16 protein-coding genes are annotated in these 14,434 nt (G+C 71.1%); 8 read left to right on the forward strand and 8 right to left on the reverse strand.

All coding sequences use genetic code 11. The features are described 5' to 3' along the window. On the forward strand, positions 1-433 hold a 433-nt coding region (locus CCN39_RS00395; protein WP_244210551.1), incomplete at its 5' end, for a DUF3558 domain-containing protein. Here CCN39_RS00395 and CCN39_RS00400 read toward each other — a convergent pair. The 4 genes from CCN39_RS00400 to CCN39_RS00415 are packed head-to-tail and all read right to left on the reverse strand — an operon-like array spanning position 434 to position 3,749. Next, positions 434-1,462 carry a hypothetical protein gene (locus tag CCN39_RS00400; protein WP_086837806.1) on the reverse strand — a complete coding sequence of 343 codons (1,029 nt, stop codon included), beginning with the start codon at positions 1,460-1,462 and terminating at the stop codon, positions 434-436. It abuts the gene before it with no gap. Positions 1,463-1,519: 57 nt separating this feature from the next. Beyond that, positions 1,520-2,344: an MBL fold metallo-hydrolase gene (locus CCN39_RS00405; RefSeq protein WP_086837807.1), complete on the reverse strand. Its 825-nt coding sequence runs from the start codon at positions 2,342-2,344 to the stop codon at positions 1,520-1,522. Next, entirely contained in the window at positions 2,341-3,171 is an 831-nt protein-coding gene (locus CCN39_RS00410) for an MBL fold metallo-hydrolase (RefSeq protein WP_086837808.1), read from the reverse strand. Before CCN39_RS00410 ends, CCN39_RS00405 begins: the two co-directional genes overlap by 4 nt. Further along, positions 3,171-3,749, reverse strand: coding sequence for a TetR/AcrR family transcriptional regulator (locus CCN39_RS00415; protein ID WP_086837809.1), 579 nt, complete (start codon positions 3,747-3,749; stop codon positions 3,171-3,173). The genes CCN39_RS00410 and CCN39_RS00415 overlap by 1 nt, the downstream gene beginning before the upstream one ends. A 67-nt stretch (positions 3,750-3,816) precedes the next feature. Between CCN39_RS00415 and CCN39_RS00420 the strand changes: the two genes are divergently transcribed. Genes CCN39_RS00420 through CCN39_RS00430 form a run of 3 tightly spaced genes read left to right on the forward strand, consistent with a single transcriptional unit; the run spans position 3,817 to position 6,421 of the window. Then, positions 3,817-4,722 carry an aldose 1-epimerase family protein gene (locus CCN39_RS00420; RefSeq protein WP_086837820.1) on the forward strand — a complete coding sequence of 302 codons (906 nt, stop codon included), beginning with the start codon at positions 3,817-3,819 and terminating at the stop codon, positions 4,720-4,722. Continuing rightward, on the forward strand, positions 4,689-5,183 hold the full coding sequence (locus tag CCN39_RS00425) for a GNAT family N-acetyltransferase (protein ID WP_086837810.1): 495 nt from the start codon (positions 4,689-4,691) through the stop codon (positions 5,181-5,183). Before CCN39_RS00420 ends, CCN39_RS00425 begins: the two co-directional genes overlap by 34 nt. 20 nt (positions 5,184-5,203) lie before the next feature. Further along, positions 5,204-6,421, forward strand: coding sequence for an amidohydrolase (locus CCN39_RS00430; RefSeq protein ID WP_086837811.1), 1,218 nt, complete (start codon positions 5,204-5,206; stop codon positions 6,419-6,421). A 200-nt stretch (positions 6,422-6,621) separates the two neighbouring features. On the opposite strand, the gene CCN39_RS00435 is transcribed toward CCN39_RS00430, so the two are convergent. Continuing rightward, on the reverse strand, positions 6,622-7,167 hold the full coding sequence (locus tag CCN39_RS00435) for a Uma2 family endonuclease (RefSeq protein ID WP_086837812.1): 546 nt from the start codon (positions 7,165-7,167) through the stop codon (positions 6,622-6,624). 49 nt (positions 7,168-7,216) lie between these two features. After that, positions 7,217-8,353 carry an acyl-CoA dehydrogenase family protein gene (locus CCN39_RS00440; protein ID WP_086837813.1) on the reverse strand — a complete coding sequence of 379 codons (1,137 nt, stop codon included), beginning with the start codon at positions 8,351-8,353 and terminating at the stop codon, positions 7,217-7,219. Between the two features lie 102 nt (positions 8,354-8,455). On the opposite strand from CCN39_RS00440, the gene CCN39_RS00445 reads away from it, so the two are divergent. The 4 genes from CCN39_RS00445 to CCN39_RS00460 all read left to right on the forward strand — a co-directional run bounded on the left by CCN39_RS00445 (position 8,456) and on the right by CCN39_RS00460 (position 12,941). Next, entirely contained in the window at positions 8,456-9,037 is a 582-nt protein-coding gene (locus tag CCN39_RS00445; RefSeq protein WP_086837814.1) for a TetR/AcrR family transcriptional regulator, read from the forward strand. Between the two features lie 41 nt (positions 9,038-9,078). After that, positions 9,079-10,020, forward strand: coding sequence for a carbohydrate kinase family protein (locus CCN39_RS00450; protein WP_086837815.1), 942 nt, complete (start codon positions 9,079-9,081; stop codon positions 10,018-10,020). A gap of 197 nt (positions 10,021-10,217) precedes the next feature. Then, on the forward strand, positions 10,218-11,534 hold the full coding sequence (locus tag CCN39_RS00455; RefSeq protein WP_086837816.1) for a citrate synthase: 1,317 nt from the start codon (positions 10,218-10,220) through the stop codon (positions 11,532-11,534). A 60-nt stretch (positions 11,535-11,594) separates the two neighbouring features. Further along, complete coding sequence (locus CCN39_RS00460) at positions 11,595-12,941, forward strand: cryptochrome/photolyase family protein (protein ID WP_086837817.1); 1,347 nt, start codon at positions 11,595-11,597, stop codon at positions 12,939-12,941. Between the two features lie 33 nt (positions 12,942-12,974). Here CCN39_RS00460 and CCN39_RS00465 read toward each other — a convergent pair whose 3' ends face one another. Together CCN39_RS00465 and CCN39_RS00470 are read right to left on the reverse strand one after the other, a co-directional pair. Further along, positions 12,975-14,165, reverse strand: a complete 1,191-nt coding sequence (locus CCN39_RS00465; RefSeq protein WP_086837818.1) for an ABC transporter permease — start codon at positions 14,163-14,165, stop codon at positions 12,975-12,977. After that, the coding region (locus CCN39_RS00470) for an ATP-binding protein DrrA1-3 family domain-containing protein (RefSeq protein ID WP_143263863.1) at positions 14,162-14,434 on the reverse strand (273 nt) is incomplete at its 5' end. The genes CCN39_RS00470 and CCN39_RS00465, both read right to left, overlap by 4 nt.

The following is a 14,434-nucleotide window of genomic DNA, read 5'->3' on the forward strand; positions in this document are numbered from 1 at the left end:
CGCCGCCGCGGCGGCGCTCGACCCGTGCAAGCTGCTGCCCGCGGAAGCGGTCTCGAAGGCGCTGTTCCTCGACAACCTCAAGGCGGTGCCGGGCCCGGTCCGGGACAACGCGGCCAACGGCGGCAAGGTGCGCAGCTGCGAGTACCAGAACGGCGGCAAGGCCGCTGGCGCGCTCGCGGTGACCCGCTACGAGGGCAAGCAGGGCAAGCCCGCCGAGCTCATCGCGTCGATCAAGAAGGCGAAGCCGGGTGCGCAGGACGTCGCGGGCTTCCCGGACGGCGCCGTCTACTACGTCGACGACCAGAAGACGGCGACCCTCGTCGCGGGTGAGCTGGTGGCGGGCACGCCGGTGCTGGTCAACTACGCCGGTCCGGCGAAGATGACGCCGGAGCAGCTCGCCCCGCTCGTCAAGCAGGCCCTCGCGGCCGGCTGATCACGCCCAGCCGACGAGCTGCCGCTCCGACAGCGTCCCGGCGGGCGGCAGCTGCGGGAACGCGGGCCGCGCGACCGCGCCCGGTGTCGTCGGCGACGAGAACCACTCGCCCTGCGCGGTCTGGTAGAGCACCGTGGCCCGGTCCGGCGCGGCGGACACCTTGGCGATCCGCGGCTCGGACTTTTCGACGAGCTTGGCCGGCTGCGGTGTGCCGCCGTCGAGGTGCAGCCGCATCAGCACGCCGTGCTCGTCGGAACCGGTGACGGCGGACAGCAGCACGGTCGTCGCGTCGAGCGTGGCGACGAAGTTGTAGGTGTTGCCCGGTTCTTCGTAGACCGCGTAGGCGATCGCGCCGGAGGAGTCGGCCAGGTACGAGAAGGCGTCGCCGGCGCGCCGGGCGTCCCGCCAGGTCAGCACCTCGTCCCGCGGGCCGACCCACCAGTCCCGGACGTGCTGGTCGAAGTGGCCGTTCGGCACGACGTCCGCCTCCTTGACCGGCACTCCGAGCTGCCGGTGGTCGACGGAGTAGACCGCCTCGCCGTCGTCGAAGAACAGCTTCGACCCGGCCGGGCCGAACCGCGGGTTCCGGAACCGCGACGCCTTCTCGCTCATCGTCCGTTCCGGCGCGGGGACGACCCCGGTGCGCTCGTAGCGCCGGTCGGCGGAGTTGAGCCGGAACACCTCGACGCCGTCGCGGGTCTCGAGCGTGGCGTACTGCCCGTCGGGCGAAATGAGGTCGAGTTTCGACGTCGGTTCGCCGAAGCGGGTCAGCGAGGTGTCCCGGCCGGGCAGCGGGAGCACGGTCCGGACCGCCCCGGTCACCGGATCGGCGAAGGCGACTTCGTCGAGGCCGGTCTGCGGTTGGCGCTGGAGCAGCACGACGCCGGACAGGTCGAGCGGCGCCGCGTCCGGTGCCGCGTCCTGCGTCGCGGCCGCGGCCGGGCGCGGGGCCGGATCGCTCCCGCACGCCGTCGTCAGCGCGGCCACCACCCCGAGCACGGCCGCGCTCCACCACGTCTTCGCCACCATCGGACCTCCCGTTCGTCGGAGGTTCAGATGGGGCGGAAGATCATTCGGTTCCCGGCGTCATCGGCGCAGCGCGGCCAGCTCGATCGGGCTGTGCGCCGAGAACACCGTGACCTCGTCCTGGTGGGTCCGCGCCAGCTCGTGCAGCCTCGCCAGGTTCTCCAGCCGGGGGCCGCGCAGTGTCTGGACGATCGTCTGGAACGCCGTCAGGCCCGGTGGGCAGTGCGGGGCCACCGGGTCCAGCTGGCCGTGGAAGAAGTACGCGTCGCCCGCGTGCAGGAGCCAGCCGTTGCCGGTGTCGACCGCCACGCCCGTGTGGCCGCGCGTGTGACCCGTCAGCGGGACCAGCAGGATCTCCTCGGGCAGGCCCTTGAGCGACCGGACCGCCTCGAAGCCGAACCAGGGCTCGCCCGTCTCGTCGTAGGTGCTCCACAGCGGGCGGTGCGCGAACTGCGCCGCGCGGTAGCGGTTCTTCTCGGCCGCGTTCGCCGGGGACGTCGCCGCGCGGTGTTCCTCGGACCGGACGTGCACGACGGCGTTCGGGAAGTCGGCCAGCCCGCCCGCGTGGTCCACGTCCAGGTGCGTCGCCACGATGTGCCGGACGTCGGCCGGGTCGAGGTCCAGCGCCTTGATCTGCGCGACGGCCGTCTCGGCGGCCACGGGCTTCGCGCCGACCAACGCCAGGAACGGGCGGCCCAGCCACTCGCCCGGCCGCGCCACGCCCTGGCTGCCGAAGCCGGTGTCGACCAGCACCAGGCTGTCGCCGGTCTCGATCAGCAGGCAGTGGGCGACCAGCTCCGCCCGCCGCAGCAGGCCGGGCTCGCCGTCGAGCAGCTTGCCACCCGCCGGGCGCATCGATCCGCAGTTCAGGTGGTGCACCTTCATACGCTGCTCCTGGTGCTCAGCCGGAGGAATTGGGTCTCGTCGTGCGCGGCGAAGACGCTCACCTCGTCGCCGTGCTCCTGAACAAGCTGGCGCAGGCGGCGGTGATTGTCCAGCCGGGCGCGCGGCACCGTCTCCATCCGGCCCTCGAACCACCGCAGGCCCGGCGGGCAGTGCGGGGCGGCCGCGACCTGGCCGTGGAAGAAGTAGGAGTCACCGGCGTTGAGCAGCCAGCCGGCCCCGGTGTCGACGGCGACCCCGGCGTGCCCGCGCGTGTGCCCGGACAGCGGGACCAGCAGGATCTCCGGCGGCAACCCGTCGAGCTGCCGGACGGCCTCGAAGTCGAACCACGGCTCGCCGCTGTCCGCATAGGACGTCCACTGTGGACTATGGGCGAACTGGATCCGGCGGTACCGGCCGCGTTCGTCGGCGCGCGGCTCGGTGAACGCCCGCAGCTCCTCGGCGTAGACGTGCACCCGCGCCCACGGGAAGTCGATGAGCCCGCCGGCGTGGTCGAGGTCGAGGTGGGTCAGCACGATGTCGCGGACGTCCGCCGGGTCGAAGCCGAGCGCGCGGATCTGCGCGATCGCGGTCTGCGCCGGGTCCGCGACCGGGTTGGACAGGCGGACGAAACGGGCGCCCAGCCAGGCGGTCCGGTCGACGGCGGCCGGTGTTCCCATGCCGGTCTCGACGAGCACGAGCCCCGTGCCGGTCTCCAGCAGCAGGCAGTGGCAGACCATGGTGGCGCGCCGCAGGAGGCCCGGCCGGCCGTCGATCAGCCGGCCGCCGAGCGGGCGCAGGGTGCCGCAGTTCAGGTGGTGGACGCGCATCAGGAGAACTCCCGGTCGAGGGTCGTGTGCAGGTGGGCGGCGACGGCGCGCAGCGGCGCGAGGTCGCGACGGGTGCGGGCCAGCAGCAGCCCGCCTTCGATCGCGGCGAGCACGACGGTGGCGAGCTCGTCCGCGCGGTCGGCGGAAAGCCCTTGCCCCGCAAAGTATCCGCTGAGGATTCCGTGCCAGGACGCGTAGCCGTCCGTGCACGCTTCCCGGATGGGTTCGCTCGCCGCGGCGGCATCGAGCGCGACTGTCGCGAGTGGACAGCCGCGCTGGAAGTCCGATTCGGTCAGGAAACCCGCGAGCGCGCCGATCGCGTGGTCGATCCCGGTCGCCGGGTCGGACGCGTCGGCGAGGACGGCTTCGAGGAGGGCGCCGGTGCGTTCGCTCGACAGCCGGACGGCTTCGGCGGCGAGCTGCTCCTTGCCGCCGGGGAAGTGGAAGTAGAGCGACCCCTTCGGCGCGCCCCCGGCCGTCGTCAGCTGGGTGAGGCCGGTGGCGTGGTAGCCCTGGGTCTGGAACAGGTCGGCGGCGGTGTCGAGCATCCGCTGCCGCGTGTCGGTGCGGCGAACCATGAGCAGGACCGTAGCGCAAACTATGACGACCGGTCTAGTGACTTCGCGGATCGGTAAGGTCGTGCGCATGGGCAACCCGACTGGTCAGCAGTTCGAGATCACCCGCGGCAACGCGCGCGCCGTCGTCACCGAAATCGGGGCCGGCCTGCGCGCGTTCGAAGTCGCCGGCGTGCCGTACGTCGAGGAGTTCCCCGAAGACGCGAACCCGCCGAAGGGCGCCGGGCAGGTGCTGCTGCCCTGGCCGAACCGCACCAAGGGCGGCCAGTGGACGTTCCAGGGGGAGACCCAGCAGCTCGAGATCACCGAGGAGGCGCGCGGCAACGCGATCCACGGCCTGACCCGCCACCTCGAGTGGGAGCTGCTGGAGCACGCCGAGTCGTCGATCACCCTGGCCGTCGACGTCGCGGTGCAGCCCGGCTGGCCGGTGCCGTTGCGCGCGACCGTGACGTACGAGATCGCGCCGCGCGAGCTGACCGTCACCCACGAAATCCGCAACGAAGGCGAGCAGCCGATCGGCGTCGGCGTCGGCACGCACCCGTACTTCCGGATCGGCGACGTCCCGACCGACGAGCTGACGCTGGCGCTGCCCGCGAGCCGGGTCCGGCCGTCCTTGCCCGACGAGCAGATGCCGTACGCCGAGGAGCAGGACGTCGAGGGCACGGAGTACGACTTCCGCGCCGGCCGCGTGTTGGCGGGTGTCAACCTGGACACCGCGTTCGGCGGCCTCGCGGCGGCCGAGGACGGCACACACCACATCGTCCTCAGCCACGAGGGCCAGGAGCTGCTGGTCTGGACCGGCCCCGACTTCCGCTGGGCGCAGGTGTTCACCCCGGACGACCTGGTCGGCCGCGGCCGGGCGGTCGCGATCGAGCCGATGACCTGCCCGGCCGACGCGCTCAACACGGGCACCGACCTGATCGAGCTGGAGCCGTCGGCGTCGTGGTCGGGCAGCTGGGGCATCCGGGTCCGGTGACGCCGCTTCGCCTGGACGTCGCCGACGCGGGGGAAGTCCTGACGCTGCAACGGGCCGCGTACGTCACCGAGGCCCGGGCGCACGGGGATCTCGACCTGCCCCCGCTGCTGGAGACCCTGGAGGAGACGCGGGTCGCGCTCGCGGGCTTGTCCTGGGGGCTGCGCGAAGCGGGTCGCCTGGTGGCGTCGGTGCGGCTGACGGTGACCGGGCCGGTCGGGGTGATCGGCCGCCTGGTCGTCGCCCCGGACCGGCAGGGCGCCGGGCTGGGCGGCGGACTGCTGCGGTTCGCGGAGTCGGCCGCGCCCGCCGAGGTGACGCTGTTCCGGCTGTTCACCGGCTCGAAGAGTGCCGGGCCGTTGCACCTGTACGCCAAGCACGGCTACCGCGAGACGCACCGGACGCCCGAGAACAACCACGAGCTGGTGCACTTGGAGAAGGCCCGCGTGCACGCACCCGGGTGAGTTCGTTAGCGTGGCGAACTATGGCGAAGGCAATTGTCGGGGGCTATGTCGTCCCCATCGACGGTGATCCCATCGAGGGCGGCACGGTCCTGATCGACGGCGGCAGGATCGTCGCGGTCGGCACCGAGGCCGACGTCGACATCCCGGAGGACGCCGAACTGGTCGACGCGGCCGGCACCTGGGTCCTGCCCGGCTTCATCGACGCCCACGCCCACCTCGGCGTCCACGAGGAGGGCGAAGGCTGGTCCGGCAACGACACCAACGAGATGACCGACCCGAACGGCGCCCGCTTCCGCGCCGTCGACGGCATCGACCCCTACGAACCCGGCTTCGACGACGCCCTGGCCGGCGGGGTCACGAGCGTGGTCATCAAGCCCGGCTCGGGCAACCCGATCGGCGGCCAGACGATCGGCGTCAAGACCTGGGGCCGCAGCATCCTGGACATGACGTTCGCCGAGCACGTCAGCGTGAAGAGCGCGCTCGGGGAGAACCCGAAGCGCGTGTACGGCGACAAGAAGCAGACGCCGTCGACGCGGCTGGGTGTCGCGGCGATCCTGCGCGAGGCGTTCACGAAGGCCCGCAACTACCAGGCGAAGCGCGCGCACGCGGAGTCCGAGGGCAAGCCGCACGAGGTGGACCTGACGCTGGAGACGCTGTCGAAGGTCCTCGACGGCGAGCTGTACTGGGACCAGCACGTCCACCGGGCGGACGACATCGTGACGGCGCTGCGCTTGGCGGACGAGTTCGGCTACAAGCTGGTGATCAACCACGGCACCGAGGGCCACCTGATCGCGGACCTGCTGGCCGAGCGCGAGGTGCCGGTGATCCTGGGCCCGCTGTTCACCACGAAGTCCAAGGTCGAGCTGCGCAACCGCACGCTGCGCTCGGCAGGCATCCTGGCGCGGGCGGGCGTGAAGATCGCGATCACGACGGACCACCCGGTGATCCCGATCAACTTCCTGGTCTACCAGGCGGCCCTGGCGGTGAAGGACGGCCTCGACCCGGCGACGGCGCTGCGGTCGCTGACCATCAACCCGGCGTCGATGCTGGGGCTGGACGGGCAGATCGGGTCGCTGGCGCCAGGCCTGGACGCCGACGTGGTGCTGTGGAGCGGCGACCCGCTGGACGTGATGAACCGCGCGCTGCGAGTGTTCGTCCGCGGCGACGAGGTGTACCACTTCGACGAGTCTCTGGGCGAGGGCGTGTCGAAGGACCGCCGCTACCGGGAGACGCGCTGAGTTTCGGGCGGCACGCCGGTGACCGGGCGGTACCGGCGTGCTGCCCGATCAGTCGAGAAGGCGTCGACGAGCATCAGGTCGGGGCGCCGGGAGAATCCGGGGCTGCCGGGCGGCGCCGAGCCGAGATCCACGTCTGTGCCGGGTACGACCTCGAGGTGGCTCGGCACCCGGCTTGCGAAGTGCAATCATCACCCCCCGCCTCACGGGGCCAGGGCGTCGAGATCGAGCCGCACCGGGAACGGGACATCGGCGATGAAGACCCCGGTGACCGCCGCCGCGTCGACGTAGCCGGAGCCGCCGGCCCGGCAGGCGACCAGCGACACCGGCCCGGCCGTGTCCACGATCCAGTAGTGCGGTATCCCCGCGTCCGCGTACTCGTCGTGCTTCACCTGGTAGTCGGTGCGCCTCGAATCCGGTGCCACGACCTCGACGACGATGAGCACCTCGTCCGCCCGGACCAACCCATCCCCGCGGCTCAGTGCCGCCCGGCCGACGATCAGCAGGTCCGGCCGCCGGGCGAAGCCGGGTTCGCCGTGCTGGGCCAAGCACAGGTCCAGGTCGTTGCGGACGACGAACGCGAGCCCGCGCGGCAGCTGCCGTTCGAGCTGGGCGGCCAGCAGGCAGACCGCCACGTCGTGGCGGCGGCCGGAACCGGGTGAGGTCACCACGCGGCCCTCCACCAGCTCGGTGAAACCGGTGCCGTCGAGCGCCGCGTACTCCTCGATGGTCAGCAGATGACCGGGCATGCCGCCACGCTATCCGTCACCGAAGGGCGACACCGGTCGCTGGATCGAGCTACGCGTTCTTCAGCTCCCGCGCGATGACGAGCCGCTGGATCTGGTTCGTCCCTTCGAAGATCTGCGGCACCTTCGCCTCCCGCATGTACCGCTCGACCGGGAAGTCCCGCGTGTAGCCGGCCCCGCCGAGGACCTGCACCGCGTCCGTCGTCACCTTCATCGCGCCGTCCGTCGCCACCAGCTTGGCGATCGACGCCTGGCGCTTGAACGGCATCCCGCGGTCGCGCCGCCGGGCCGCGTCCAGGTACAGCGCGCGGGACGCCTCCACCGTCGCCGCCATGTCGGCCAGCAGGAACTCGATGCCCTGGAAGTCGATGATCGGGCGGCCGAACTGCGAGCGGCCCTTCGCGTACGTCACCGCTTCGTCCAGCGCCGCCTGCGCCAGGCCCACCGCGCACGCCGCGATCCCGAGCCGGCCCGAGCTCAACGACGACAGCGCGATGCGCAGCCCGGCCCCCGGGTCTCCTAGGAGCCGCGAAGCGGGCACCCGCGCGCCGTCGAAGATCAGCTGGGCCGTCGGGGAGCCGGTCAGGCCCATCTTGCGCTCCCGCGGTGCGGCCGAGAGGCCGGGCGTGGCCCCGTCGACCAGCAGGCAGGAGATCTCGGAATCGCCCGTCCGGACCATGGTCGTGTAGAAGTCCGCCACGCCCGCGTGGGTGATCCACGCCTTGGTGCCGGTGACGACGTAGTCCGAGCCGTCGAGACGCGCGCGCGTCGAGAGCGCCGCCGCGTCCGAGCCCGCGTTCGTCTCCGACAGCGCGTACGCGCCCAGGAGCGAGCCTTCGAGCATGTCCGGCAGCCACTGGTCGCGCTGCTCGTCGGTGCCGTACTCGGCCAGGGCGTAGCAGGACATCGTGTGCACCGACAGCCCGACGCCGACCGTCATCCACGCCGCCGCGATCTCCTCCAGGACCTGCAGGTAGACCTCGTACGGCACCTCGCCGCCGCCCCAGCGCTCGCGGTAGGGCAGGCCCAGCAGGCCGGACTTGCCGAGCAGGCGGAACTGCTCGCGCGGGAACTGCTCGGCTTCTTCGGCCGCCGCCGCCCGCGGGGCGAGCTCGTCGCGCGCGATCTCGGTAGCCAGCGCGACCAAGTCTTCGGCTTCCGATGACGGCAGCAGGCGTTCGGCGGGCATCGTCGTCCTCCAAAGCGGTACTGAAAACAGTACTGTGGGCTCGTTCAGAGTACAGTACGACAGGCCTGGGGTGGCCGGAAGACGTTAGGAGATAGTGAGCCGATGCGCCCCGAACCCCGCCGCCGGCCGACCGCCCGCCAGCAGGCGCTGCTCGGCGACCTCGAGGCGCTCTTCCTGGCCGAGGGCTTCGCCGTCTTCACCCTCGAGGACCTCGCCGGCCGCCTGCGCTGCTCGAAGTCGACGCTCTACGCGCTCGCGCCGAGCAAGGAGCAGCTCGCCGTCAAGGTCGTCACCCGGTTCTTCCGGGGCGCCGCGGAGCGGATCGAGGAGCGCATCGCCGGGATCGACGACGCCCCGAAGCTCATCGGCGAGTACCTGGCCGGTGTCGCCGAGCACCTCAACCGGGCGTCCGCGGCCTTCATGCGCGACCTCGCCGAGTTCGGCCCGGCCCGGGAGGCCTACCAGCTCAACAGCCGGTTCGCCGCGAAACGGCTCCGGCAGTTCATCGACAAGGGTGTCGCCGACGGGGTGTTCCGCGACGTCCACGCCCGGCTGGTGGCCGAGATGACCGGCCTGATCATCGAAGGCATCCAGACCGGCGTGCTCGCCCAGCGGACCGACGTGTCGGACGCCGACGCGTTCACCGCTTTGGGCGAACTGCTGCTCGGCGGCCTGAACAAATAGCGGACAGGAATTGTCAGGCCCGCGTCAATTAAACTCCCCGCGTGATCGTCGTAGGCGGAGAAGCTCTGGTCGACCTGGTTCCCGGCGACCCCCTGGATTCCACTGTGGACGGTGGGCTGCGCGCGCTCCTGCCCCGGCTGGGCGGCGGCCCGTACAACGTCGCGCTGGCCGCCGGACGGCTCGGCGTGCCGGCGGCGTTCTTCTCCCGCGTGTCCACCGACCGGTTCGGCGAGGCGATGATCGAGCGGCTGCACGCCTCCGCCGTCGACACCTCGCTGCTGCAGCGCGGCGACGAGCCGACGACGCTGGCCGTCGTGGCGCTCGACGCGAAGGGCGCGGCGCGCTACACGTTCTACGTCGAGGGCACCGCCGACCGGCTGGTCGCGGATCCCGGCCTGCTGGCCGACGATGTGACCGCGCTCTCACTCGGCACGCTCGGCATGGTCCTCGAGCCCGGCGCTTCGGCGTACGAGGCGATGCTGCGGCGGGAAGCGGCCCGCGGCGTGCTGACCGTGCTCGACCCCAACATCCGCGAGGCGCTCATCACCGACCCGGCCGCCTACCGGGCCCGGTTCGCCTCCTGGCTGCCGGACGTCCGGCTGCTGAAGATCTCCGACGACGACGCCGCGTGGCTCACCGAGGGCGCCGATCCGGTCGCCGCCGCGAAGACGTGGATCGAGTCCGGTGTGGACGCCGTGGTGCTCACCCGGGGCGCCGAGGGGCTCTCGGTGATCACCGCCGCAGGTGAGCTGGCCCACGTGCCGTCGCGGAAGGTCGCCGTCGTGGACACCATCGGCGCCGGCGACACGGTGCACGGCGCGCTGCTGGCCTGGCTGCACACCCGCGAGGCCACCGACCTGGCCTCCCTCGACGCCGGTGCGTGGCGCGAGGCCCTCACCTTCGCGGCGAAAGCGGCGTCGATCACGGTGTCCCGCAGCGGTGCCGAACCGCCCACGTCCGCCGATCTGGCGGCCACCGTGTGAACCTGGTCCCAAAGGGGCCCTCAGGAGCAACGTCACCGCTGCGCGAAGGCAGGTTTCTCGACTAACGTTGAGGGGCATTCTTCATACCCCAGCGGGGCGGTGTGCAGCGAGGCGCCAGTGTTTCCTCGCGTGAACACGTGGCTACCTGTGGAACGTACAGGCGCCGCCGGCCCGTGCCCAACGTGAGAGGGACTTGCATGTCCGACGCGACGACTGCGGGGCAGTCCGGCGGCGAAACCGCGAAGCTGACCCTGCCGAGTGGCGAGCACGAGTTCAAGATCGTCCACCCGGTCGAGGGCGCGCCGGGGATCGAGCTGGGCAAGCTGCTGGCGCAGACGGGGTACATCACCTACGACCCGGGTTTCGTCAACACCGGTGCGGCGTCGTCCGCCATCGCCTACATCGACGGTGACGCCGGCATCCTCCGCTACCGCGGGTACCCGATCGAGCAGCTGGCCGAGAAGTCGACCTTCATCGAGGTCTCCTACCTGCTCATCTACGGCGAGCTGCCGACCCAGGCCCAGCTGGCCGACTTCACCGAGAAGATCCAGCGGCACACCCTGCTCCACGAGGACCTGAAGGCGTTCTTCAGCGGCTTCCCGCGCGACGCCCACCCGATGCCGGTCCTGTCGAGCGCGGTGTCGGCGCTGTCGACCTTCTACCAGGATTCGCTCAACCCGTTCGACGAGCCGAACGTGGAGCTGTCGACGATCCGCCTGCTGGCCAAGGTCCCGACCCTGGCCGCGTACGCGTACAAGAAGTCCGTCGGCCAGCCGCTGCTGTACCCGGACAACTCGCTCGGCCTGGTCGAGAACTTCCTGCGGATGACGTTCGGCTTCCCGGCCGAGCCGTACGACGTCGACCCCGACGCCGCCAAGGCGCTCGACCTGCTGTTCATCCTGCACGCCGACCACGAGCAGAACTGCTCGACCTCGACCGTGCGCCTGGTCGGTTCGTCCGAGGCGAACCTGTTCGCCTCGATCTCCGCCGGGATCAACGCCCTGTTCGGCCCCCTGCACGGCGGCGCGAACTCCGCGGTGCTCGACATGCTCGAGGGCATCCAGCGCGACGGCGGCGACGTCGCCAAGTTCGTCGAGCGGGTGAAGAACAAGGAAAAGGGCGTGAAGCTGATGGGCTTCGGGCACCGGGTCTACAAGAACTACGACCCGCGCGCGAAGATCATCAAGAACACCGCGGACGAGATCCTCGGCAAGCTGAAGGGCGGCGACCAGCTGCTCGACATCGCCAAGAAGCTCGAAGAGACGGCGCTTTCCGACGAGTACTTCATCGAGCGGAAGCTGTACCCGAACGTGGACTTCTACACCGGTCTGATCTACCGGGCGCTGGGCTTCCCGACGAAGTTCTTCACGGTGCTGTTCGCGCTGGGCCGGCTCCCGGGCTGGATCGCGCACTGGCGCGAGATGATCAACGACCCGGCCACCAAGATCGGCCGCCCGCGGCAGATCTACACCGGCCACGCGTCGCGGGACTACACCCCGATGTCGGAGCGCTGATCCGTTTCCCGCAAACGTCCCGCCGTGCACCCGCACGGCGGGACGTTTACGTTTACCGTCGTGACCCGAGAAGCGCCCGTTGTCCTGTGGTTCCGCCGTGACCTGCGGCTGGGCGACCACGCTGCCCTGCTGGAGGCGTCGAAGCACAGCAAGCACGTGCTCGCGCTGTACGTCCTCGACGAGGCGCTGCTGAAACCCGGTGGCGCGCCGCGGGAAGCGTTCCTGTACGGCTGTCTCGAAAAGCTGGACGAGCAGCTCGGCGGCCGCCTGATGCTGGTCCGCGGCGACCCGGCGGCCGAGGTCGTCCGCGCGGCGCGCAAGATCGGCGCCGCGGCCGTGCACGTCAGCACCGACACCGGGCCCTATGGCCGCCGCCGGGACGCCGCGGTGGCGAAAGCGTTGGCGGAGCACAACATCGACTGGGTCGAGACGGGCTCGTCGTACGCCGTGACGCCGGGCCGCGTCACGAAGCCGGACGGCAGCCCGTACCGCGTATTCACGCCGTTCTTCCGGGCCTGGGCCGCGCACGGGTGGCACTCGCCCGCCGACACCGGACCGTCCCTTGTGGACTGGGTGGAACCGCCGCGCTCGCTGAAGATCCCGCGTCCGCCGAAGGTGTCCGCGGCCTTGCCCGCGCCGGGCGAGCAGGCGGCGCTGGAGGTCTGGCATTCGTTCCTCGACGACGGCATCGAGACCTACGACGAGGATCGCGACCGCCCGGACCGCGAGGGCACCACGCGGCTCTCGCCGTACCTGCGCTGGGGCTGCATCCACCCGCGGACGATCTTGGCCGACTTGTCCGGTGACGACCGCGTCGGCGCGAAGTCGCTGCGCAGCGAGATCTGCTGGCGCGAATTCCACGCCGACGTCCTGTGGCACCGCCCGGAAACCGCGCGGAAGAACTACGACAAGCGCTTCGACGGCATGAAGCACGACAGCGACCCGGAGGCCTTCGAACGGTGGTGCGCGGGTCGCACGGGCTACCCGATCGTGGACGCCGGGATGCGGCAGCTGCTGGCCGAGGGCTGGATGCACAACCGAGTGCGGATGGTCGTCGCGAGCTTCCTGGTGAAGGACCTGCACCTGCCGTGGTGGCTGGGCGCCCGCCACTTCATGAAGCACCTGGTGGACGGCGACCTGGCGTCGAACCAGCTGAACTGGCAGTGGGTGGCGGGCTGCGGCACCGACGCGGCCCCGTACTTCCGCGTCTTCAACCCGACGACCCAGGGGGAGAAGTTCGACCCGGACGGCGACTACGTGCGCAAGTACGTGCCGGAGCTGCGTTCGGTGCCCGGCAAGGCGGTGCACAAGCTGAAGGACCGCCCCGCGGACTACCCGGAACCCATGGTCGACCACGCCCACGAGCGCCAGGTGTCCTTGGAGCGGTACGGCAAGATCACGTCGTGATCAGCGGCCGGCCGCGCCACCGACCCGGCCGCCTCAGTCGCGCAGCGCTTCCTTCAGCTTGATCCTGCTCCCGATCCGCAGCACGCTGTTGCCGTAGATCTTCCCGCCGACCCAGGTCAGCAGAGCGACGAGCGCGACGGTCAGCGCGAGCGACAGCCCGATCTCCCAGCCCGCCGCCGCGCCCGTCGAAATGCGGGCCGGCATCAGGATCGGGGACAGCAGCGGGATCAGCGACACGATCCTCGTCGCCGAGCTCGCCGGGTTCTGGACCAGCAGGTTGAACCCGGCGATGAAGCCGACGACCAGGATGATGTTGAGCGGCCCGACCACCGACTGGGTGTCCTCCTGCCGGGACACCAGCGACCCCAGCGCGCCGTAGATCGTGGCGTACAACAGGAAACCCAGCAGGTACCAGAGCAGGCCCCACAGCACCGCGCCCGTCGCGAAGCCGGACAGCGTGAACACGCCGGTCGCCGACGCCGCACCCAGGCCGACCACCGCGAGGACGACCAGCTGGGTCAGGCCGACCAGGCCGAGCCCGATCACCTTGCCCAACAGCAGCTGCCACGGCCGCACGCTGGCGAGCAGGATCTCCACGACCCGGCTCGACTTCTCCTCGACCACGCCCTGGGCGACCATCATCCCGTAGGTGATGATGCTCATGTACAACAGGAACGCCACGACCAGCCCGACGACCAGCCGCTGCGTCTGGTCCGCCGGCTGCGGCGAAAGGGCGTCGTCCCGGACGTGGGTGCCGTCGACCCTGGCCATCACCTCGGCCGGCTCCAGCTGCGCGGACGACAGCACGCCGTCGAGCACCTGCTGCTGGGCGACCTGGTCGAGCACCCGGCGCAGGTCGTTGTCCAAAGAGGACTTGTAGGTGGCGGTCAGCTGCGCCGCGCTGCCCGAGACGAGCGCGTCGAGGTCGCCGTCTTCGACCTTCTGCCGGCCTTCCGCCGGGTCGGTGACGACGACCGTGCTGATCTCGCGGCCGGAGAGCGCCGCCTCGGTCTGCAGCTGGCGGGCGATCCCGATCGCCTGGCCGGTCAGCCCGACGGTGTTCTTGTCCGACGAACTGGCCAGCGAAGTCTGGAAGAAGACGTATCCCAGCAGCAGCACCAGCAGGACACCGGTGCCGACCACGAACGACCTCGTGCGCAGCCGCGTGTTCAGCTCGCGCTTCACCACCAGCCAGACGGCGCGGCGGCCACTCAACGTCCTCATCGCGCTTCCCCCTTCTCGGACACGGCGTCGCGGAACAGCTCGGTGAGCGACCGGCGACGGCGGCTGAACTCGGTGACCGGCCCGGTCGCCAGCGCGGCGGCCAGCACGGCCTGGTCGTCCGCGCTCGGTTCGAGGTCGAGCACGGTGGTGCTGCCGTTCTGTTCCAGCACACCGACCCCCGGCAGGCCCGCGGCCCAGCCCGCGGGCGCGGCGGGCGCGGTGACGACGAGCTTGCTGCGCGCCCCCGACGTCAGCTCACCGACCGTGCC

The organism is Amycolatopsis kentuckyensis (assembly GCF_002155975.1).
Taxonomy (GTDB): Bacteria; Actinomycetota; Actinomycetes; order Mycobacteriales; family Pseudonocardiaceae; genus Amycolatopsis; species Amycolatopsis kentuckyensis.

Bases quoted from the DNA above. Each gene is read 5' to 3' on its own strand.
- CCN39_RS00465 (WP_086837818.1), bottom strand. From the start codon at position 14,165: ATGAGGACGTTGAGTGGCCGCCGCGCCGTCTGGCTGGTGGTGAAGCGC.
- CCN39_RS00420 (WP_086837820.1), top strand. From the start codon at position 3,817: ATGGGCAACCCGACTGGTCAGCAGTTCGAGATCACCCGCGGCAACGCG.
- CCN39_RS00405 (WP_086837807.1), bottom strand. From the start codon at position 2,344: ATGAAGGTGCACCACCTGAACTGCGGATCGATGCGCCCGGCGGGTGGC.
- CCN39_RS00435 (WP_086837812.1), bottom strand. From the start codon at position 7,167: ATGCCCGGTCATCTGCTGACCATCGAGGAGTACGCGGCGCTCGACGGC.
- CCN39_RS00445 (WP_086837814.1), top strand. From the start codon at position 8,456: ATGCGCCCCGAACCCCGCCGCCGGCCGACCGCCCGCCAGCAGGCGCTG.
- CCN39_RS00455 (WP_086837816.1), top strand. From the start codon at position 10,218: ATGTCCGACGCGACGACTGCGGGGCAGTCCGGCGGCGAAACCGCGAAG.
- CCN39_RS00400 (WP_086837806.1), bottom strand. From the start codon at position 1,462: ATGGTGGCGAAGACGTGGTGGAGCGCGGCCGTGCTCGGGGTGGTGGCC.
- CCN39_RS00440 (WP_086837813.1), bottom strand. From the start codon at position 8,353: ATGCCCGCCGAACGCCTGCTGCCGTCATCGGAAGCCGAAGACTTGGTC.
- CCN39_RS00430 (WP_086837811.1), top strand. From the start codon at position 5,204: ATGGCGAAGGCAATTGTCGGGGGCTATGTCGTCCCCATCGACGGTGAT.
- CCN39_RS00410 (WP_086837808.1), bottom strand. From the start codon at position 3,171: ATGCGCGTCCACCACCTGAACTGCGGCACCCTGCGCCCGCTCGGCGGC.
- CCN39_RS00415 (WP_086837809.1), bottom strand. From the start codon at position 3,749: ATGGTTCGCCGCACCGACACGCGGCAGCGGATGCTCGACACCGCCGCC.